Source organism: Escherichia sp. WS338, from assembly GCF_046486405.1.
In the GTDB taxonomy this organism is placed as follows: Bacteria; Pseudomonadota; Gammaproteobacteria; order Enterobacterales; family Enterobacteriaceae; genus Escherichia; species Escherichia coli.
Genome location: NZ_JBJQLL010000010.1, coordinates 40,118 through 60,649, shown reverse-complemented (window position 1 = coordinate 60,649; position 20,532 = coordinate 40,118). Strand labels below are relative to the sequence as shown.

Here is a 20,532-nt window from a genome sequence, read left to right as displayed (position 1 = left end):
AGTATTGTTGTGAAATTATTCTGCTTTATATTTACCCTCAGAGATGGCAACTGAAGCTCTTCCATATGGGGCTTCTTAATCTGTGATAAGGGTAAAAAATGCAAATGATTACCTCGCGACAAAACAGATTATTACGATTCCTTTTACCTCGAAGGGAATATACGACTATTGTTACGATTGCCGGCTATTTAAATGTTTCGGAAAAAACCATTCAACGTGATTTACGTTTACTTGAGCAATGGCTGGGACAATGGAGAATAAATGTTGAGAAGCGTGCTGGCGCGGGTGTGATGTTAAGCGCGGAGAATATTGCTGATTTGCTGCATCTTGATCATTTGTTGGTGGCAGAATGTGAAGAGATTGATGGTGTAATGAATAATGCCAGGCGCGTTAAAATAGCGTCGCAGTTATTAAGTGAAACACCGAATGAAACGTCGATCAGTAAATTGTCAGAACGCTACTTTATCAGCGGAGCCTCTATTGTTAATGACCTGAGAGTAATTGAGTCCTGGCTTGCGCCGTTGGGGTTATCATTGATCCGCAGCCCAAGTGGTACGCATATTGAAGGTAGTGAAGGGCAAGTCCGACAGGCAATGGCATTACTGATTAACGGCATTATTAACCATAATGAGCCGCAAGGTGTCGTGTATTCACGTCTGGATCCCGGAAGTTATAAAGCATTAGTCCATTATTTTGGAGAAGAAGAGGTGTTATTTGTCCAGTCATTGTTACTGGATATGGAAAATGAATTAAGTTGGTCTTTGGGAGAACCTTATTACGTTAACATTTTTACTCACATCCTTATTATGATGTATCGCAACACGCACGGGAATGCGTTATCAAGAGAAGAAGATCAAACCAGGCAATATGATGAAAATATCTTTAATGTTGCCAGTCAGATGATTCATAAGATAGAACAACGAATTGCACATACATTGCCCGATGATGAAGTCTGGTTTATTTATCAATATATCATTTCATCAGGTGTGGCGATTGATGGACAAAAAGATGTTAGCATTATTTCACATATGCAGGCCAGCAATGAAGCGCGTCTGATTACCTGGCGTTTAATTACGGTATTCAGTGACATCGTGGACTGCGATTTTAGTGAAGACAGCGCATTATATGATGGCTTATTGGTGCATATTAAACCGCTGATTAACCGACTAAATTATCGTATTCATATCCGTAATCCATTGTTGGAAGATATTAAAGCAGAACTAGCGGATGTCTGGCGGTTGACGCAATATGTGGTGAATCAGGTATTTAAAACCTGGGGTGAGAATGCAGTGAGCGAGGATGAAGTAGGTTACCTGACCGTTCATTTTCAGGCTGCGATGGAGCGGCAAATTGCCCGTAAACGCGTATTACTGGTCTGTGCAACCGGAATCGGAACTTCGCATCTACTGAAAAGTCGTATTCTGCGAGCATTTCCTGAATGGACGATTGTTGATGTTATTTCAGCAGCGAATTTATCACAGGTTTTGCCTGACAATATCGAACTGATTATTTCGACCATTAATTTGCCTACAGTCACTATGCCGGTCGCTTATGTTACCGCTTTTTTTAATGATGCCGATATTAAGCGGGTCACTGAAATGGTGATTACGGAAAAATTACATCATGCGACATCTCGGGTCGTTGAAATTTAATGTCAGAATTTTATGAGGTATGACGAATGGACATAACAAAAATCCTGAATACGAATCGCGTTATTTTAGATATGCAAGCGACGAATAAAGAGGAGGCGATTGAAGAATTAACTAATCTTCTCAAAAAAGATGGTGCGATCGATTGTCGGGAAACCTTTATTAAAGATGTCTGGCAGCGCGAAGCGGAAGGCTCGACTGGTTTTGAAAATCATATTGCGATCCCGCATGGTAAATCTTCAGCTGTGATTAATACTACGCTGGCAATTGGCCGTACCCGGCAGGATATTCCCTGGGAAACGCTGGATGGCAGTAGCGTGCGCTGTATTATTTTATTTGCGGTACGTCTTGAAGATCAAAATACCACCCATATCCGTTTACTTTCCCAGGTCGCGGGCGCGCTGGCGGATGATGACATCATAGAACAATTGTTAGTTGAGACGAGTCCGCAAAAAATCATTGATCTCTTTAGTCAGTATGCACAATCCGATGTCTGCTAAATAACAGGGAGTATGTCATGAATATTGTCTGTGTTGCCGCCTGTACGGCGGGTATTGCTCATACCTATATTGCTCGTGAAAAGTTAATCAAAGGAGCAAAAGCTCTGGGTCATACCATTAAAGTTGAAACCCAGGGAACCATTGGTACAGAAAATGAATTACAGGCGGCAGATATCTCTGCTGCTGACGTCGTGATTCTTGCTGTAGATGTGAAAATAAAAGGAGAAGAACGCTTCACCAATAAACGTATTGTGCGAGTAAAGACAGAGATCGTCATTAAATCGCCCGTTCAATTTCTTGAAAAGGTCGAAAAATCACTGGGAAACAAATGATCCTTATACTGGAGGGATCTTAATATGAAAGACAATAAAATTCCGGTTTCACAGGAAATTAAAAAACATTTATTAACCGGCATCTCGTGGATGATACCCCTTATTGTGGCCGCCGGGATATGTATTGCGTTGGGGCAAGTTCTTGGCGGTACAGATGTTGGTGAAAAAACAGGAACAATCCCGTGGATGCTTAATCAGATTGGCGGCTGGGGAATGGGGCTGATTGTGCCGCTGATTAGCGCGGCAATTGCCTATTCTATTGCCGATCGTCCCGGATTTGCCCCAGGCCTGATTGTCGGCTTTCTCTGCGGGCAAATCCATACCGGATTTATTGGCGGTATGTTGGGTGGTTTCCTGGTGGGCTACACCATTTTGCTACTTAAACGCTATATCCGCCTGCCGCAGTCGATGCAAGGACTCATGCCAATCATGGTGTTGCCGGTATTAAGCACCATTATCGGTGGGCTGTTAATGATGACGCTGATTGGTAAACCCATCGCCTGGTTACAAGAAGCACTGATTCATTTGCTCGAGTCGATGCAGGGTGGATCGCGCTTCCTGATGGGGGCCATACTTGGCGCGATGGCAACCTTCGATTTCGGTGGTCCGGTCAACAAAACCATGTCGCTGTTTTCCGATGGCTTGCTGGTCAGTGGCGTCTACGGACCAGAAGCCGTGAAATTTGTCGGCTCAATCATCCCTCCGTTTGGCATCACACTTTCGTTCTTACTGACACGCCATAAATATACCCGTGCGGAGCGCGAGGCGCTGAAAGCCGCGTTTCCGATGGGGATCTGCATGATCACTGAAGGAGTCATTCCGATCGCCGCGCGTGACCTGCTGCGAGTAGTGGGATCTTGTGTGGTGGCATCGGCGGTCGCGGGCGGCTTAATCATGGTGTGGGGCGTGGAGAGTCCGGTTCCGCATGGCGGCATGTTTGTTGTGCCTCTGTTCACCCATCCTCTGCTGTTTTGCCTGGCGCTGGGTATAGGCACGGTGATTTGTGGCGTGATGCTTTCACTCTGGAAGAAACCGGTAACGGAACGCGACGAAGAGTTTGACGAACTGAGCGATCAAAAGCTGAAAGATGAAGAGATCACTTTCACCCTCGAATAACCGGAGGCCCTATGTTTGCCGATATGAAAAGTATGGTGATGAAAGCCTGGCATGAACATTACGCCTTGCTGGCGATCAACTGTATGAATCTGGAAAGTGCTCACGCAGCTATCCGCGTGGCGGAGAAGAATCGCGCTCCGATCATTCTCAATCTCTATCAGGGGCATCTGGCGCATTTTCCTGCACCCGTCGCGGCGGCAGTGGTTAAAACGCTCGCGGAATCTGCCTCAGTACCGGTCACTCTGGCGCTTGATCATGGCAAAAATCCGGACTGTATTCGTCAGGCGTTTCGTGCTGGTTTCAGCGGATTAATGATTGATGCTTCTGCTTTTCCCCTGGAGGAAAACGTGCGCCAGACCAGGGCGGTGGTGGAACTCGCCGCCAGCGCGCAGCTCTGCGTGGAAGGCGAACTGGGCCATCTGGCAGATGCGCCGCGTTACGACCAGGCCGCCAATGCAGACCTGATGACACAACCCACTGATGTGGAAACGTTTATCGCGCAGACAGGCATTGATCTACTGGCCGTCTCGGTAGGCACGGCGCACGGCATGTACGCGCCTGGTGTTGTACCTGCTATTGATTTTCAGCGTCTGGCGGAGATTTCGCGCTGCTCGAGCGTGCCTCTGGCATTACATGGCGGTAGCGGTACGCCGTTCGATCAGCTCCAGCTCTGTACGACGCTGGGGGTAGCAAAAATCAACGTGGGGGCGGCCATTTTTGAACGGGGGAAATCCGCGCTCCTGCATACCCTCTGTCACGATATATCCATTGAACTGGTGGACGCGCTGAAAGCTATGGAACTGGCCTTCGAAGAAGCGATTACACCGTATTTACAGGCGAGCGGCTCTATCGGCAAAGCCTGATTCATTTTCTGTCATGGCCTTTATGCCAGTGCAATAACGCACCGGCAGGGCGGACTACACGCTGAAACTGGAGATTTAACATGTTAGTTTCGATGAAAGAATTACTGCAACCTACCCGCCAGCACGGCTTTGCCATTGGCGCATTTAATGTGGCGGATAACTGTTTCCTTCGCGCAGTCGTGGATGAAGCAGAAGCGACAAATACTCCGGCGATTATTGCCATCCATCCCAGCGAACATGATTTTGTGGGCGATGCCTTTTTCGCTCACGTTCGCGAAATTACCCAGCGTAGTCCGGTCCCGTTTGTACTGCACCTCGATCATGGTGCCTCTGTAGAGCATGTTTTGCGTGCGATTCGCTGCGGATTTACCTCAGTAATGATCGACGGTTCGCTGCTGCCGTATGAAGAAAACGTGGCGCTGACCGCAGAAGTGGTTCGCCTCGCTCACGCGGTTGGCGTGTCGGTTGAGGGTGAACTGGGAACCATCGGACAAACAGGAACGTCGGTAGAAGGTGGTGTTTCACAAGTGACCTACACAGATCCGGCGCAGGCCGCCGATTTTATTGCTCGTACAGGTGCCGACACACTGGCTGTGGCGATTGGTACAGCGCATGGCATCTATCCAAAAGGGATGCAGCCGAAGCTGCAAATGGACATTTTGCGCGACATTGCCGGACGTATTGATATTCCGCTGGTGCTACACGGTGGTTCGGCAAACCCGGACGCGGAGATTGCTGAATCAGTTACGCTCGGCGTCGGCAAAATCAATATCTCCAGCGATATGAAATACGCCTATTTCCAGAAAGTGCGTGAAATTCTCGCTAAAGAGAGCTGGTGGGACCCGAACGTCATCTATCCGGATGCGATTAACGCGGCGCGGGAAGTCATTCGCCACAAAATGAAACTGTTCGGTTCGCTCGGTAAAGCATCACTGTACTAAGCCAGAAGGGCGGGGTGACCCGCCTTTTACGCAACAAGGAACGAGATATGCACTATCTGGGGTTGGATATTGGTGGGACCAAAATCGCCGCCGTCGTCATGGATGCGCATGGCTGGGAGATTCGCCGTTACCGCTGCCCGACGCAAAAGTCGACATATCAACAATTTGTCTCATGCGTTGTGGCGCTTATCGAGCAGATTAGGCGGGACGTTCAACGACCGATGCTGACAGGGATCGCCTTACCCGGCAGTATCTCGCCACTCACTGGCCTGATTAAAAACGCGAATATTCAGGTGATTAACGGTCATGCGTTACAGGCTGATTTGCAGCAATTGCTTGGGCAACCGGTGGTGATAGCCAATGATGGTAACTGTTTCGCGCTATCAGAAGCTTGCGACGGTGCCGGGCAAGATTATGACGTGGTATTTGGTATTACGCTTGGTACGGGCTGCGGCGGTGGCATTGCCATCAAGCAACGACCGTTTATAGGGGCCTGGGGAAATGCTGCCGAATGCGGTCATATCACGTTGCCAGGCTATACGGAGCAGGAAGATGGTCCATCAGTCAGTTGCTATTGCGGCAAACACAACTGCGTGGAGTCGTTTGTTTCCGGCAGCGGTTTTAGTGAACGCTATCAACAGATGACTGGTAACTTGCTCACTCCTGCGGCGATTGTCACCCTGGCACAACGTGGTGATGCTTGTGCCATGCAGCAGGTGGCACGTTTTCGCCAACAGCTTGCCCGCACGCTGGCAACCATCGTTAATGTTGTTGACCCTGGCGTGATTGTGATCGGCGGCGGGCTTTCGAATGTGGAACTGCTTATCACCGATCTGAACGCAGAAGTCGCTCCACTGGTTTTCACCGATCAATTCACCACTCCCATTGTAAAAGCACAGCACGGCGACAGTAGCGGAATGCGTGGCGCTGCCTGGCTTGCTATGCGCAACGGAGAAGCCAATGAAACGTTCACAAATTAATTATGTTATTGATAAAGCACATGCCATTGCGCAGACCTTCCGCGTTTGTTTGCCAGAGTTCGCCTATTTTACGGTGGATGACTGGCTGCAGCGGGAACGGGATAACTGGCAAGAAGTGGTCGACTTACAGCTCGGTTGGGATATCACCGATTTTGGTCGTGGTGATTTCAACCAAACGGGACTAACACTGCTAACGATGCGCAACGGCGCGCTGGGGTCGGCGGCATATCCAAAACCGTATGCTGAGAAAATGTTGCAGATCCAACAAGATCAGCAGACTCCCTGGCATTTTCACACCCACAAAATGGAAGATATCCTCAATCGGGGCGGTGGAGACTTATGCATGCAGTTGGCCTGGGCCAACGAAGCCAGTCTCTGTGATGATCAACGAGTCATTACCGTGAGTGTTGATGGTCAGCGGCGTACCATGAAACCTGGTGAAACGCTGGTGCTAAAGCCGGGGCAGGGCATTTGCCTGCCGCCGCGTCTGTATCATCGCTTCTGGGCGGAAAAAGCGTTTGTTCTCGGCTGGGAAATTTCGATGGTAAATGATGACCAACACGATAATTATTTTCTTGAGCCGGGAGGACGTTTTCCGGCGATAGAAGAAGATGAACCGGTAAAATGGTTATTGTGCAGTGAGTATGCTGTTTTGCGGTAATAGCGGGGACGCTAACGTTGATATCCGTTAGCGCCCGCGTATTTACTGCACCGGCTCCGTCGATGTAACTTCGCCACTGGAAACGACGCCTGCATTCATGGTTTGAGTCACTTGCTGCTTTGTGGCGTTCATGGCATGCAATTGCCCGCTAACCGTAGGTTTCAGCGGGATATTGGCCTGAATATCGCCGCTGGCGGTAAGCTGAATATTGCCGTCGCCAGTCAACGGTAATTCAGGCCATCCCCAATGTTGCAAAATATTCACCGGCACACCGCGTCCATTCAGGCTGATATGGGTCTGACGTTGTGGCGTTTGTGAAACACTGGCGGTGGCTTCCAGAATGCCTTTTTCAGTAAATGCACTCAGTTCGCTGATATTCACCGTGCTGCTGTTGGCAGTTAGCGCCAGCGACGGACGACGGACATCAACACGATTGAATGTCGCGGCGGCGGCATTCAGATTCGCCGAGCCACTCCAGACGCCCCATTTATGATCGGTAACCAGCGTCAGATTGGCACCGTAACCATCGAGCGCGGTGAGCTGCCACGGGAAGTCAGGGTCGATATCAATGATCAGATTGCGGCTGGCGCTAAATCTCTTCAGTTGCAGGCTGTTTAACCAACCGGGTGTCGTTTCCATCCACAACTGTTGCCAGTTTTTGGGCAAGGTATATTCCAGTCCGGCAATTGCCGCATCATCGAGGATCAGCGTTTTCCCGTCGCGTTGCCAGTTTCCTGACGTTCTGACCATACCCCCTTCCCAGCGGCTGGTGAACTGGCGCAGTGCTACGCCCTGCGGGGAAAATTCCGCGTTTATAATCGGATCAAATAAATGCAGCGAGCCATAAATAAACTCGCTGGCGTTCATCGACAGTTTACCTTCCTGTGTCTGCCAGTCATCTTTACTGAAGGTCATGTTGCGCAAGCTGAGATCGAGGTCGGCCACCGCCCAGTCCGGACCTTGCAAACGAGCGTCGATGACTTCCAGGCGACCAATCTGCAACGACGGGACAGAGCGTAATGGCGCAAAGAAATCGGTTAGCGATTTTTCGCTTTGTAGACGGATATCCGCCAGCCGCAGATTTTCCACTTGCCAGCTGCCGTCGGCGTTACGCTGCGCGTTTCCGGTTAATGTCCCGCGGGCGATGTCGGCACCCAGGTTAGTCAGCGTAACGCGATCGTTATCAATACTGCCTTCAATCAGTACATTGGTGGCAGGAACATCATTGAGCGAAAGCGATCCGGCACTAAACTGAATCTGCGCCTTCGTACCCAGCACTTTACCGGCTTCAGGTGACCACGGAACCACGCCGCCATTTACTCGCTGCGCGCTTAGTTTCCATTCGCTATTCGGGCTATTAAACGCCATATCACGCAGTTGCAGACGATCGGCTTTGAACGGTAGCGGCGCGGTCTGGTCGGTGAGATTCAGCGTCCCGTTTTCCAGCAGGATGGTATCGACATGGCGTGGTTCGGTCAGTTGCCGACTGCTTAGCGCAATGTCGACACTTTTTGCCACCAGGGTCGCGGGCTGGCCATCACGACCAAACGTGACGTTCTCCAGCACGATATGAGATGGCGCGGAAAAACGGTGATCCATCGCTCCGAAGGCCAGATGATAGTCGCTATTCTCGGAAACCCATGCGCTGATATGTTCTGCTCCCCAGCGGGTTTGCAGAAGAAAATAGAGGCCAGCGATCACCACTAACAGAGCGATGAGAATGTAAAGAAGCAGCTTCCCAATAAATTTCATGGTCTTCCATCCCGTGAAAAGCACATAAGGGAGTTATGCACGATTTACGCGCAATCCTCAAGGCGGGAATGGTGAAAGAGGTGAGACTGCGGCGGTAATTATCTTACCGCCGCCAGTGAATTACTGTTTTTCTGGTGGGAAAATCAGATTCAGCACGATGGCAGTAATACCGCCCGCGGCGATCCCGGAGGAGAGCAGGTTTTTCAGCCACTCAGGGGCAAACTGCAAAATCAGCGGCTGCTGAGACACGCCCAGACCGACCGCCAGCGACAGCGCGATAATCAGAATCGCCCGACGGTTCAGCGGCTCACGAGACACAATGCGCACACCGGAGGCGGCGATGGTGCCAAACATTACAAGCGTTGCGCCGCCCAGAACCGGTTCTGGAATATGTTGTACAAAACCGCTCACTGCCGGGAACAGACCCAGCACGATCAACATCAGCGCGACGACAAAACCGACATAGCGGCTGGCAACACCGGTTAACTGGATCACTCCGTTGTTCTGCCCGAAGCAGGAGTTCGGGAAGGTGTTAAACACCGCCGAAACAAACGAGTTCAGGCCGTTTGCCAGCACGCCGCCTTTCAGGCGTTTCATGTACAGCGGACCGGACACTGGCTGTTCGGAAACGTCAGAGGTCGCCGTGATATCGCCAATGGTTTCCAGCGAAGTGATCATAAAGACCAGCATCAGCGGCAGCAGCAGACTCCATTCAATGCCAAGACCGTAATAGAGCGGCGTTGGCACCATAATCAGTTCTTGTGTCATCGGTTCGTTGCTTTCTGGCAACATGCCCATAAACCACGCCAGCGCATATCCGGCCGCCATCGCAATTACCAGTGAGGCCACGCGTAAGTAAGGGTTACGTTGACGGTTAAGCAGGATAATTAAGGCTAAAACCACGCCTGCCAGCAGCAGATTTTTCGGTGCGCCGAAGGTGTTATCGCTCATGGCTGCGTAACCGCCGCCAATGGAGGTCAGCCCCACCTGAATTAGCGACAGGCCGATAATCATCACCACAACGCCAGAAACCAGCGGCGTAATAATGCGGCGCGCCAGATGCAGAACGCGGGAGATCACCATCTCGGTGCAACTTGCCAGCATCAACGTGCCAAACAAAGCCGCCATCATGGTAGGAACATCAGCACCACCGGTTTTCAGCGCGGTACCGCCCATAATCAGCGGGGCAACAAAGTTGAAGCTGGTACCCTGAATAGACAACAGCCCGGAGCCAACCGGACCCCAGGCCTTAATTTGAATAATCGATGCCACACCGGAGGCAAACAGCGACATACTAATAATGTGTTGCGTGTCTTGTGCCGGTAAACCCAGCGCCTGGCAGATTAATAGCGCTGGCGTGATCACCGCAACGAACATCGCCAGCAAATGCTGACAGGCGGCAAACAGGGTTTGAGGAAGCGGCGGACGATCTTCAAGACGGTAAATCAGTTCGCTGTTTTGAGTCTGCGCAACCGGTTGCGCATTTTCTGACTCGAGGGTGGAAACAGACATCGAAAACAATCCCGTGGTAGCAAAGCGGGCATTTTAGCTGACCGAAAGAGAAAAGCAAACGTTTGCCACATCCTCATCTAAATATTTAAATGAGATAAATGCACTTTTTTATATAACTTTTGGTATTTTTCTGCTTAAAATCCATGCCATTTGTTCATTAACAGCTGAGAATTTGACCCAGGAAAGCATAACTCGATACCCGTCATAGTTCATAAGTTGCCACTGCGCGATGAAGTATGACGAGTATGAAAGAGTGATGCGGATACAAAGGAGTAACTATGTTTCATCTCGATACTTTAGCAACGCTTGTTGCCGCAACGCTGACGTTGCTGCTCGGGCGTAAGTTGGTCCATTCCGTCTCCTTTTTGAAGAAATACACCATACCGGAACCTGTTGCGGGTGGTTTGTTGGTGGCGCTGGCGCTACTGGTACTGAAAAAAAGCATGGGCTGGGAAGTCAACTTTGATATGTCCCTGCGCGATCCGTTAATGCTGGCATTCTTCGCCACCATTGGCCTGAACGCCAACATTGCCAGTTTGCGTGCCGGTGGGCGTGTGGTTGGCATCTTCTTGATTGTGGTTGTTGGTCTGTTGGTGATGCAAAATGCCATTGGCATTGGTATGGCTAGCCTGTTAGGGCTTGATCCGCTGATGGGGCTGTTGGCCGGTTCTATTACGCTTTCCGGCGGTCACGGTACGGGCGCTGCGTGGAGTAAATTGTTCATTGAACGCTATGGCTTCACCAATGCGACGGAAGTGGCGATGGCCTGTGCGACGTTTGGTCTGGTGCTGGGCGGCTTGATTGGCGGTCCGGTAGCGCGCTATCTGGTGAAACACTCCACCACGCCGAACGGTATTCCGGATGACCAGGAAGTCCCGACGGCGTTCGAAAAGCCGGATGTGGGCCGCATGATCACCTCGCTGGTGCTGATTGAAACTATCGCGCTGATTGCTATCTGCCTGACGGTGGGGAAAATTGTTGCGCAACTTTTGGCTGGCACTGCTTTTGAACTGCCGACCTTCGTCTGTGTACTGTTTGTTGGCGTGATTCTGAGCAACGGTCTGTCAATGATGGGCTTTTACCGCGTCTTTGAGCGTGCGGTATCCGTGCTGGGTAACGTAAGCCTGTCGTTGTTCCTGGCGATGGCGCTGATGGGGCTGAAACTATGGGAGCTGGCTTCGCTGGCGCTGCCGATGCTGGCGATTCTGGTGGTACAGACCATCTTCATGGCGTTGTATGCCATCTTCGTTACCTGGCGCATGATGGGCAAAAACTACGATGCGGCGGTGCTGGCTGCGGGTCATTGTGGTTTTGGCCTCGGTGCAACGCCAACGGCAATCGCCAACATGCAGGCGATCACTGAACGTTTTGGCCCGTCGCACATGGCATTCCTGGTAGTGCCGATGGTCGGTGCGTTCTTTATTGATATCGTTAACGCGCTGGTGATTAAGCTGTATTTAATGTTGCCGATTTTTGCCGGTTAACCGATGAAGCGGCGGTAGAAGTGCCGCCGCAACGAAGACAAATGCCTGATACGCTTCGCTTATCAAGGCTGCGCATTGATTCACAATTTATTGAGTTTATAGGTTTTTGTAGGACGAAGCACATCCGGCAGGAAGGTAGGGTAACCTGAAGCGGCGGTCTTCTCACCGCCGCCTTTTACGCATTCGAGTAACGTTCCGTCTCCGGCATCCAGCGTTCTATCAGGGCTTTTGCTTGTTGTGGGTAACGTTCGTGAATATGTCGCGCCAGGCGCTGAACTTCCGGGATCATCGCCTGATCGCGCAGTAAATCCGCCACTTTAAACTCAGCATTACCCGTCTGACGCGTACCTAACAGTTCACCCGGTCCGCGAATCTCTAAGTCTTTCTGTGCAATCACAAAACCGTCGTTGCTGTCGCGCAGTACCTGCAGGCGAATTTGCGCCGTTTTAGAGAGCGGTGTTTTGTAGAGCAACACGCAGTGAGAAGCCACCGCACCACGACCTACACGCCCGCGAAGCTGGTGCAACTGCGCCAGACCCAGACGCTCCGGGTTTTCGATAATCATCAGGCTGGCGTTAGGCACATCAACGCCGACTTCAATAACGGTAGTGGCAACCAGCAGGTGTAACTCGCCTTGTTTAAATGATGCCATGACGGCCTGCTTCTCGGCTGGTTTCATCCGTCCGTGTACCAGACCAACATTCAACTCTGGTAGCGCCAGTTTCAACTCTTCCCAGGTAGCTTCCGCCGCCTGCGCTTCCAGTAACTCTGACTCTTCAATGAGTGTGCACACCCAGTACGCCTGACGCCCTTCAGTCATACAGGCGTGGCGCACGCGGTCGATAATGTCGTTACGACGCGTATCCGGGATTGCCACTGTCGTCACTGGCGTGCGGCCTGGCGGCAGCTCATCTATCACCGAGGTATCGAGATCGGCATACGCGGTCATCGCCAGCGTGCGGGGGATCGGCGTCGCGGTCATGATCAACTGATGCGGATGGAAGCCCTGCTGCTGGCCTTTCTCCCATAACGCCAGACGCTGATGCACGCCAAAACGATGCTGTTCGTCGATAATCACCAGCGCCAGACCGTTAAACTGCACCTGTTCCTGGAAGATGGCGTGTGTACCGACAATCATCTGCACCTGACCGCTGGCGATGGCTTCCTGCTGTGCCAGTCGCGCTTTACCTTTCTGCTTACCGGCGAGCCAGCCCACTTCGATACCGAGCGGTGCAAACCAGTTGCGGAAGTTATTCGCGTGCTGTTCGGCGAGTAATTCGGTTGGTGCCATCAATGCCACCTGTTTGCCGTGCGCAATCGCACGCAGCGCGGCGAGGGCAGCGACCAGCGTTTTACCGGAACCTACATCGCCCTGTACCAGGCGCATCATCGGCGCATCCAGCGCCATATCGCGCTCGATCTCCGCCACCACGCGTGCCTGTGCGCCCGTTGGCTTGAACGGTAAGGCTGCGAGGAGTTTATTTTTCAGCGCGTCATTGGCGCTAAGCGGCTGGGCATGGAAACGTTGTGCACCAGCGCGTAACGCCAACATGCTGAGGTTGTGCGCAAGCAGTTCTTCCAGAATCAGACGGCGTTGTGCTGGATGCTGCCCGGTTTCGAGATCGCTAAGCTGTAGCGTCGGCGGCGGGCGGTGCAAAGTGCGCAACGCTTCCGGTAGCGTCATCATTCCTTGTGACAGTTCCGGCGGCAGGAGTTCTTCAATGGCGCAGGTGTCGAGCAGATCCAGCGCCTGATCGGTTAATTTACGCAGCGTGGCCTGCTTTACGCCTTCCGTTGTTGGGTAAACCGGCGTTAGCGTTTCCTGCAACTCTGGCGTACTGAGATCGCCCTGCACGCGGTATTCCGGGTGGATCATCTCCGCACCATATTTACCGCGCTTTGCTTCGCCATAGGCCAGCACGCGGCGGCCTGTCGCCAGGCTATTTTTCATTGCCGCGTTGAAGTTGAAAAAGCGCATGGTGAGAATGCCGGAACCGTCGCTGATCTGGCAGGTCATCATCCGCCGACCGCCGAAGGAGATATTGCAGTTCAGCACTTCGCCTTCCACCGTGGCATAAACGCCCGGTAGTAGTTCTCCGATGGGGTAGAGATGGGTGCGATCTTCGTAGCGCAGGGGAAGGTGTAAGAGTAGATCCTGCACGGTATGCAGGTTGATTTTCGCCAGCTTGTTACTAAGCGCTGCGCCAACGCCCGTTAGGGAACTGAGCGGGACAGCATCTAACAGGCGACCTTTCATGGCACTTACCCTGCAGCCTGCATGGTAGCCCACCAGTCAGCATCGGCTTCAATTTCGCCTTGCTGATTAACGTGGGGGTAAGGCAGGCCTTTGCGTTTTGCGACTTTCGCCAGCACCGGATAGCCGCCTTCAAACAGCAGGCGTTGTTGCTCTGCTTCCGGCAACATGCTGTTTTCACGCAGGTACATGCCTGCATTTTGCCGCTGGCGCTGGGCTTCATAAAGAATGAGGGCTGAGGCAACGGAAACATTCAGCGACTGCACCATGCCGATCATCGGTATGATGATGTCCCGATCCGCCAGGGCCAACGCTTCCTGCGTGATGCCTGTTTTCTCCTGTCCCATCAAAATACAGGTCGGGCGAGTGTAATCAATTTCGCGGAAATCGACAGCGTTATCAGAAAGATGGGTTGCCAGAATCTGCATGCCCTGGCCTTTCAGATGAGCGACGGCATCGCCAATGGTGCGGTGCGTTTTCACCTGTACCCAGCTGTTACTACCCGCAGCTGCCGAAGCCATGGTGCGCATCCGGCTACCAGGCCAGACAGCATGAACTTCATGTACACCAACGGCATCTGCGGTACGAATAATCGCAGAAACGTTATGAGGTTTGTGGACCTGCTCCATGCAGACGGTCAGATCAGGCTGCCGCCTGGCGAGCATTTCGCAGATGCGTGCATAACGTGTTGGGTTCATAAAACATTAATTTCGGTTTCGGGTGACTTTAATCACGTCTGGCATCACGCGGATTTTGCGCATGATATTCGCCAGATGCACACGGTCACGGGCGGTCAGACGAATAAAGGCGCTGTAGACGCGACCATCTTTCTCTTCCGTATTCAAACTTTGAATATTCGAGGTGGTGGTGTTAATTGCCGCTGTCAGGTTTGCCAGCGCGCCCTGATGATTGAACATCTCCACCTTGATTTCGGTGATGAACTCCTGCGCCGTCTCTTTATCCCATTCCACAGCCATAAACTTCTCTGGCTCTTTCTGGTAGCCACGGATGTTACGGCAGGATTCATGGTGGATTACCAGACCTTTACCGGGGCTGACGTGGGCGATAATCGGGTCGCCAGGAATAGGGCGGCAGCATTTCGCAAAGGTGATCAGCACGCCATCGGCACCTTTAATGGGCAGATGTCCGTGACTTTGGGTTGCCGGTGGAATGGAGGCGTCCCCATGTTGCAGATTTTTCGCGACCACCACGCTCATTGCGTTACCAAGGCCGATTTCAGCCAGCAGATCGTCAAGCGTTGCCAGCTTCATGCGGTCCAGCTCGCGCTGAATATTTTCCTGCGGGATTTCATTGAGCTTGCGGCTGCCACCCAACGCATGGTTGAGCAGACGACGGCCCAGGCTTACAGAATCATCACGCTTGAGGTTTTTCAGCAATTGACGAATTTTGGCGCGCGCTTTCGAGCTAACGACAAAGTTCAGCCACGCGGCATTCGGGCGAGCGCCCGGTGCGGTAATAATTTCAACGGTTTGACCGCTGGTAAGCGGCTGCGACAGCGGGTAAGGCTGGCGGTCGACGCGTGCGCCCACGCAGGCATGGCCGATATCGGTATGCACCGCATAAGCGAAGTCGACGGGCGTTGCACCGGCAGGCAGTTCGACAATTCGCCCTTCCGGTGTGAAAACGTAAATCTCATCCGGGAAGAGATCGGATTTAACGCTCTCGATAAATTCAAACGAGCTACCGGCACTCTGTTGCAACTCTAGCAGGCTTTGCATCCAGCGCTGGGCGCGGATTTGTGCGGTGGTGCTGGTTTCGCCGTGCTCTTTATAAGCCCAGTGCGCGGCAACACCCATCTCTGCCATCTGATCCATATCTTCGGTACGGATCTGGACCTCAACCGGCACGCCGTGCGGGCCAATCATCGAGGTGTGCAAGGACTGATAGCCGTTCGCTTTTGGAATGGCGATGTAGTCTTTCACGCGACCCGGACGCGGCTTGTACAGGCTATGCATTTGCCCGAGCACGCGATAACAGGTGTCGGAATCATTGACGATCACGCGGAAAGCGTAGATGTCCATGATTGAGTGAAAACGCTGCTCTTTGAGCACCATTTTGCAGTAAATCGAATAAAGATGCTTTTCGCGACCACTGACGCGGCACGGAATTCCCGCTTCCTGCAAACGCCCTTCGATTTCCGAGAGGATTTTTTGGATCATCTCTTTACGGTTGCCGCGCGCGGCTTTCACCACTTCTTTAATCACGCGGTAACGGTTGGGATACAGCGCCTCAAAACCCAGCTCTTCGAGTTCGGTTTTAATGTGGTGGATACCTAAACGGTGCGCCAGCGGGCTGTAAATTTCGAGAGTTTCACGGGCGATGCGGCGACGTTTGTCCGGGCGAAGTGAGCCCAGCGTGCGCATGTTGTGGGTACGGTCGGCAAGTTTGATGAGAATGACGCGGATATCCTGCACCATCGCCATAATCATCTTGCGAAAGTTTTCGGCCTGCGCCTCTTTCTTATCGCGGAACTTGAGCTTATCAAGTTTCGACACCCCCTCTACCAGCTCGGCGACGCTTTTACCAAAAAGCTGTTCCATGTCCTGGTAGGTGGCGGGAGTATCTTCAATCACGTCATGCAGCAGCGCCGCCATAAGCGTTTCATAGTCGAGTTTCATCTCGGCCAGAATGCAGGCAACCGCCACCGGGTGCGTGATATAGGGTTCACCGCTTGAACGTGTTTGCCCCTCGTGAGCATCACGTGCAACGAGATACGCCTGCCGCAGACGCTTGATTTGGTCTTCCGGCAGGTAGGTTTGAATCAGTTGATTCAGGCTTTCAAACAGATACAAGGGCGACCCGCTTTGTGATTAACGACGACCTTCAGCAATAGCGGTAACGGCTTGTAATTCAGCGGCTTCCTGCTCTTGCTGTTCCTGGCGTTCACGAACGTCGAGGATCTGGTTGTTGATCAGACCTTCTTCGATTTCGCGCAGCGCGATTACAGTGGTTTTATCGTTTTCTTCCGGTACCAGCGGATCCTTTCCGCCTACCTGCATCTGACGAGCGCGACGCGCGGCGACCAGTACCAGGTCAAAACGGTTACCAATTTTCTCTACAGCGTCCTGAACAGTTACGCGTGCCATACTTAAAAAGCTCCACAGGTGAAGAAATGACTGGGCATGATACTGAAATCAGGTTCAGTCTGCCAACAATTTGCTGATTAAAGCGTCATGACGCTGCTTTTGGCGGCTCATGCGCAGACGTTCGGCGCGAATAATGGTCTTCAAATCGGTCAACGCGGTATCGAAGTCATCATTCACAATCAGGTAATCATATTCGGCGTAATGGCTCATTTCTGCAACAGCTTGCGCCATACGCTTTGCAATGACCTCTTCGCTGTCCTGACCGCGACCGCGTAGACGGCGGTCCAGTTCAATTTTGGACGGCGGTAAAATAAAGATACTCCGCGCGTGCGGCATCTTCTGGCGAATTTGCTGCGCACCCTGCCAGTCGATATCGAGAAAAACATCGACACCGGTCGCCAGTACTTGCTCAATGGCCTCACGCGAAGTGCCATAGTAATTACCAAAAACTTCTGCGTGTTCGAGGAACGCATCTCTGCTAATCATTTCTTTAAATTCATCATGATTAACAAAGAAATAATGTTCACCGTGGACCTCACCAGGACGCGGTTGGCGTGTGGTGTGTGAAACAGAAACCTGGGTGTCATACAACGGTTGGGTTTTTAATAAAGCCTGAATCAGGCTGGATTTACCCGCGCCACTGGGGGCAGAAACAATATAAAGCGTGCCTTGAGCCATGAGTATCTTTCGTATGTGATTAGCGAAATAAAGCCTACATACGAGCTTATTATACACGGCGCGGCCATGTGACGTAGCCCTTGCTCACACTTTTTGCGCAAAGTTGTTGCGTTTTGCGTAGCTGCTTCCGCATTTACCTGTCATTCACTGCAATAAAGACGATTCTCAGGAAGCGTCCTCGCAGACTCCGTTTTTGCCACTCGGCTTTGCTTTCATCACGTTGTATATCTGCCTGACTATCTACAGCGGAGGTGATGATGAAAGTATGGATGGCGATATTAATAAGTATCTTGTGCTGGCAATCATCGGCGTGGGCAGTCTGTCCGGCCTGGTCGCCAGCCAGAGCACAGGAAGAAATTTCCCGCCTGCAACAGCAAATAAAACAGTGGGACGATGACTACTGGAAAGAAGGGAAAAGTGAGGTGGAAGACGGTATTTACGATCAGTTAAGTGCCCGTCTCACGCAGTGGCAACGCTGTTTTGGTGAAGAGACGCATCGCGACGCTATGATGCCGCCTTTAAACGGTGCGGTTATACATCCGGTTGCACATACGGGTGTACGCAAAATGGCGGATAAAATCGCATTAAGTCTGTGGATGCGCGAACGTAGCGATCTTTGGGTGCAGCCAAAAGTTGATGGCGTTGCGGTAACCCTGGTTTATCGGGACGGGAAACTGAACAAAGCAATCAGTCGCGGCAATGGCCTGAAAGGCGAGGACTGGACGCAGAAAGTTCGCTTAATTTCCGCTGTGCCGCAAACCGTTAGCGGGCCTTTAGCCAACAGTACGCTTCAGGGGGAAATATTTCTCAAACGCGAGGGGCATATCCAAAAACAAATGGGGGGAATAAATGCCCGCGCAAAAGTTGCTGGTCTGATGATGCGCCAGGACGATAGCGACACGCTGAATTCTCTGGGCGTTTTTGTCTGGGCATGGCCGGATGGACCGCAGTTAATGACCGATCGTTTAAAAGAGCTGGCTACCGCTGGTTTTACTCTAACGCAGACGTATACCCGTGCGGTGAAAAATGCTGATGAAGTTGCGCGCGTACGCAATGCGTGGTGGAAAACGAAATTACCCTTCGTCACCGATGGCGTGGTTGTGCGAGCGGCGAAAGAACCCGAATCCCGCCATTGGCTACCAGGCCAGGCAGAATGGCTGGTGGCCTGGAAATATCAACCTGTAGCTCGGGTTGCCGAAGTGAAGGCGATTCAGTTTGCGGTGGGTAAGAGCGGTAAAATATCGGTGGTTGCGTCACTCGCACCTGTCATGCTTGATGATAAAAAAGTCCAGCGGGTGAATATTGGTTCCGTCAGGCGCTGGCAGGAGTGGGATATTGCGCCTGGTGATCAGATCCTCGTCAGCCTTGCCGGTCAGGGTATTCCTCGCATTGATGATGTGGTGTGGCGCGGTGCAGAACGTACAAAACCGACACCGCCAGAAAACCGCTTTAACTCGTTGACCTGCTACTTTGCTTCTGATGTTTGTCAGGAACAGTTCATTTCACGCTTAGTCTGGCTGGGGTCAAAACAGGTTCTTGGGCTGGATGGCATTGGTGAGGCCGGCTGGCGCTCGCTGCATCAGACTCATCGCTTTGAGCATATCTTTTCCTGGCTTTTATTAACGCCAGAGCAATTACAGAACACGCCGGGGATCGCGAAAAGTAAAAGTGCGCAGCTATGGCATCAGTTTAATCTGGCTCGTAAGCAGCCTTTTACTCGCTGGGTGATGGCAATGGGAATACCGCTAACCCGGGCGGCGCTTAATGCCAGTGATGAACGGTCCTGGTCGCAACTTTTATTGAGCACGGAGCAGTTCTGGCAGCAGCTGCCGGGGACTGGATCGGGGCGTGTCAGACAGGTTATTGAATGGAAGGAAAATGCGCAAATCAAGAAGCTGGGCAGTTGGCTGGCTGCCCAGCAGATCACAGGTTTTGAACCTTAGTGTCCTTCGTGGCTGTAGTAAAAGACCGGTAATCCCAGCTTAAGGCGTAGCGCCAGTAAGCGGGCAAAAAAGCCGAATACCAGGGTGGAGATAATTACCACATCATGGTTAGAAACATAGTGTTGCAGCGCGATGTACAGCACGGCGGAGGCAAATGAGACACCGGCATACAACTCTTTCTGGAATACCAGCGGGATGCGTTTACAGAACATATCGCGCAAAACGCCGCCAAATACGCCGGTCGTCACAGCTGCGACAACGGCAATGATCGGGCCGTGTCCCATATCCAGTGCAACCTGTGCGCCAATGATAGAAAAGACCACCAGTCCGAGCGCATCGAGCACCAGAAACACTTTGCGCAGATAAGGCATTACAGGAGCAACTATAGTGGTGAGTACTGCAGCGGTAGCGACGATAATCACATATTCCGGGTGTTTGACCCAGCCGAGCGGATAGTGGCCCAGCAGAATATCGCGCACTGACCCTCCGCCAATTGCCGTGGCGGTCGCAATAATAATTACGCCAAATGTATCCATGCGCCGTCGTCCGGCCGCCAGCGCCCCCGTCATGGCTTCGGCAGTAATGCCAACCAAATACAAAATGTGTAACAGCATGGTTCTCTCCCTAAAAATCTGTCTGGAAGGGTAGCGATTTGTGCGCATTGTCACGATTGAGATTTTTTAAGGAGAGAATAGATTGATAATTTGTAGTTATGTGAAATTGCTATTTTCTGTAGTAAGAATGCATTTTTCTGATTTTG

18 protein-coding genes are annotated in these 20,532 nt (G+C 51.9%); 10 read left to right on the top strand and 8 right to left on the bottom strand.

Annotated elements, in window-relative coordinates; genetic code table 11:
• Window positions 1-98: 98 nt before the first annotated feature.
• From ACJHWT_RS11435 to ACJHWT_RS11400, 8 genes are all read left to right on the top strand, one after another.
• Window positions 99-1,652, top strand: a complete 1,554-nt coding sequence (locus tag ACJHWT_RS11435) for a BglG family transcription antiterminator (RefSeq protein WP_001318115.1) — start codon at window positions 99-101, stop codon at window positions 1,650-1,652.
• A gap of 26 nt (window positions 1,653-1,678) precedes the next feature.
• Window positions 1,679-2,149 (top strand): PTS sugar transporter subunit IIA, encoded by a 471-nt coding sequence (locus tag ACJHWT_RS11430; protein WP_000355548.1) that lies wholly within the window; start codon window positions 1,679-1,681, stop codon window positions 2,147-2,149.
• A 17-nt stretch (window positions 2,150-2,166) separates the two neighbouring features.
• Window positions 2,167-2,481, top strand: a complete 315-nt coding sequence (locus ACJHWT_RS11425) for a PTS fructose transporter subunit IIB (RefSeq protein ID WP_001028073.1) — start codon at window positions 2,167-2,169, stop codon at window positions 2,479-2,481.
• Between the two features lie 24 nt (window positions 2,482-2,505).
• Window positions 2,506-3,597: a PTS fructose transporter subunit IIC gene (locus ACJHWT_RS11420; protein WP_000654324.1), complete on the top strand. Its 1,092-nt coding sequence runs from the start codon at window positions 2,506-2,508 to the stop codon at window positions 3,595-3,597.
• Window positions 3,598-3,608: 11 nt separating this feature from the next.
• Entirely contained in the window at window positions 3,609-4,460 is an 852-nt protein-coding gene (locus ACJHWT_RS11415) for a class II fructose-bisphosphate aldolase (protein WP_000457133.1), read from the top strand.
• Between the two features lie 80 nt (window positions 4,461-4,540).
• Complete coding sequence (locus tag ACJHWT_RS11410; RefSeq protein ID WP_000961378.1) at window positions 4,541-5,401, top strand: ketose-bisphosphate aldolase; 861 nt, start codon at window positions 4,541-4,543, stop codon at window positions 5,399-5,401.
• Between the two features lie 47 nt (window positions 5,402-5,448).
• Window positions 5,449-6,381 (top strand): ROK family protein, encoded by a 933-nt coding sequence (locus ACJHWT_RS11405; RefSeq protein WP_000559088.1) that lies wholly within the window; start codon window positions 5,449-5,451, stop codon window positions 6,379-6,381.
• Window positions 6,362-7,042 (top strand): D-lyxose/D-mannose family sugar isomerase, encoded by a 681-nt coding sequence (locus tag ACJHWT_RS11400; protein ID WP_001318114.1) that lies wholly within the window; start codon window positions 6,362-6,364, stop codon window positions 7,040-7,042. Before ACJHWT_RS11405 ends, ACJHWT_RS11400 begins: the two co-directional genes overlap by 20 nt.
• A gap of 42 nt (window positions 7,043-7,084) precedes the next feature.
• Here the strand turns inward: ACJHWT_RS11400 and ACJHWT_RS11395 are convergent, their stop codons facing one another.
• Window positions 7,085-8,794 (bottom strand): AsmA family protein, encoded by a 1,710-nt coding sequence (locus tag ACJHWT_RS11395; protein WP_000668608.1) that lies wholly within the window; start codon window positions 8,792-8,794, stop codon window positions 7,085-7,087.
• A gap of 120 nt (window positions 8,795-8,914) precedes the next feature.
• Window positions 8,915-10,306 (bottom strand): xanthine/proton symporter XanP, encoded by a 1,392-nt coding sequence (xanP, locus tag ACJHWT_RS11390; protein WP_001295238.1) that lies wholly within the window; start codon window positions 10,304-10,306, stop codon window positions 8,915-8,917.
• A 278-nt stretch (window positions 10,307-10,584) separates the two neighbouring features.
• On the opposite strand from xanP, the gene gltS reads away from it, so the two are divergent.
• Entirely contained in the window at window positions 10,585-11,790 is a 1,206-nt protein-coding gene (gltS, locus tag ACJHWT_RS11385) for a sodium/glutamate symporter (protein ID WP_000468836.1), read from the top strand.
• 175 nt (window positions 11,791-11,965) lie between these two features.
• On the opposite strand, the gene recG is transcribed toward gltS, so the two are convergent.
• The 5 genes from recG to gmk are packed head-to-tail and all read right to left on the bottom strand — an operon-like array spanning window position 11,966 to window position 17,829.
• A complete protein-coding gene (gene recG, locus ACJHWT_RS11380) occupies window positions 11,966-14,047 on the bottom strand; it encodes an ATP-dependent DNA helicase RecG (protein ID WP_000678399.1) in 2,082 nt (693 codons plus the stop codon).
• Window positions 14,048-14,052: 5 nt separating this feature from the next.
• Entirely contained in the window at window positions 14,053-14,742 is a 690-nt protein-coding gene (gene trmH, locus ACJHWT_RS11375) for a tRNA (guanosine(18)-2'-O)-methyltransferase TrmH (protein ID WP_001070187.1), read from the bottom strand.
• A gap of 6 nt (window positions 14,743-14,748) precedes the next feature.
• The gene (spoT, locus tag ACJHWT_RS11370) at window positions 14,749-16,857 is read right to left on the bottom strand and encodes a bifunctional GTP diphosphokinase/guanosine-3',5'-bis pyrophosphate 3'-pyrophosphohydrolase (protein ID WP_000280488.1); all 2,109 of its coding nucleotides are present in this window, start codon (window positions 16,855-16,857) and stop codon (window positions 14,749-14,751) included.
• Between the two features lie 18 nt (window positions 16,858-16,875).
• The gene (rpoZ, locus tag ACJHWT_RS11365) at window positions 16,876-17,151 is read right to left on the bottom strand and encodes a DNA-directed RNA polymerase subunit omega (protein ID WP_000135058.1); all 276 of its coding nucleotides are present in this window, start codon (window positions 17,149-17,151) and stop codon (window positions 16,876-16,878) included.
• A 54-nt stretch (window positions 17,152-17,205) separates the two neighbouring features.
• Window positions 17,206-17,829, bottom strand: coding sequence for a guanylate kinase (gene gmk / locus ACJHWT_RS11360; RefSeq protein ID WP_001295237.1), 624 nt, complete (start codon window positions 17,827-17,829; stop codon window positions 17,206-17,208).
• Between the two features lie 257 nt (window positions 17,830-18,086).
• Between gmk and ligB the strand changes: the two genes are divergently transcribed.
• A complete protein-coding gene (gene ligB / locus ACJHWT_RS11355; RefSeq protein ID WP_001318113.1) occupies window positions 18,087-19,772 on the top strand; it encodes an NAD-dependent DNA ligase LigB in 1,686 nt (561 codons plus the stop codon).
• Here ligB and ACJHWT_RS11350 read toward each other — a convergent pair.
• Complete coding sequence (locus ACJHWT_RS11350; protein ID WP_000924289.1) at window positions 19,769-20,386, bottom strand: trimeric intracellular cation channel family protein; 618 nt, start codon at window positions 20,384-20,386, stop codon at window positions 19,769-19,771. The genes ligB and ACJHWT_RS11350 overlap by 4 nt on opposite strands.
• Window positions 20,387-20,532: the final 146 nt, after the last annotated feature.

Coding starts and splice junctions, on each gene's coding strand:
- ACJHWT_RS11435 (WP_001318115.1), top strand. CDS start 99: ATGCAAATGATTACCTCGCGACAAAACAGATTATTACGATTCCTTTTA.
- ACJHWT_RS11430 (WP_000355548.1), top strand. CDS start 1,679: ATGGACATAACAAAAATCCTGAATACGAATCGCGTTATTTTAGATATG.
- ACJHWT_RS11425 (WP_001028073.1), top strand. CDS start 2,167: ATGAATATTGTCTGTGTTGCCGCCTGTACGGCGGGTATTGCTCATACC.
- ACJHWT_RS11420 (WP_000654324.1), top strand. CDS start 2,506: ATGAAAGACAATAAAATTCCGGTTTCACAGGAAATTAAAAAACATTTA.
- ACJHWT_RS11415 (WP_000457133.1), top strand. CDS start 3,609: ATGTTTGCCGATATGAAAAGTATGGTGATGAAAGCCTGGCATGAACAT.
- ACJHWT_RS11410 (WP_000961378.1), top strand. CDS start 4,541: ATGTTAGTTTCGATGAAAGAATTACTGCAACCTACCCGCCAGCACGGC.
- ACJHWT_RS11405 (WP_000559088.1), top strand. CDS start 5,449: ATGCACTATCTGGGGTTGGATATTGGTGGGACCAAAATCGCCGCCGTC.
- ACJHWT_RS11400 (WP_001318114.1), top strand. CDS start 6,362: ATGAAACGTTCACAAATTAATTATGTTATTGATAAAGCACATGCCATT.
- ACJHWT_RS11395 (WP_000668608.1), bottom strand. CDS start 8,794: ATGAAATTTATTGGGAAGCTGCTTCTTTACATTCTCATCGCTCTGTTA.
- xanP (WP_001295238.1), bottom strand. CDS start 10,306: ATGTCTGTTTCCACCCTCGAGTCAGAAAATGCGCAACCGGTTGCGCAG.
- gltS (WP_000468836.1), top strand. CDS start 10,585: ATGTTTCATCTCGATACTTTAGCAACGCTTGTTGCCGCAACGCTGACG.
- recG (WP_000678399.1), bottom strand. CDS start 14,047: ATGAAAGGTCGCCTGTTAGATGCTGTCCCGCTCAGTTCCCTAACGGGC.
- trmH (WP_001070187.1), bottom strand. CDS start 14,742: ATGAACCCAACACGTTATGCACGCATCTGCGAAATGCTCGCCAGGCGG.
- rpoZ (WP_000135058.1), bottom strand. CDS start 17,151: ATGGCACGCGTAACTGTTCAGGACGCTGTAGAGAAAATTGGTAACCGT.
- gmk (WP_001295237.1), bottom strand. CDS start 17,829: ATGGCTCAAGGCACGCTTTATATTGTTTCTGCCCCCAGTGGCGCGGGT.
- ligB (WP_001318113.1), top strand. CDS start 18,087: ATGAAAGTATGGATGGCGATATTAATAAGTATCTTGTGCTGGCAATCA.
- ACJHWT_RS11350 (WP_000924289.1), bottom strand. CDS start 20,386: ATGCTGTTACACATTTTGTATTTGGTTGGCATTACTGCCGAAGCCATG.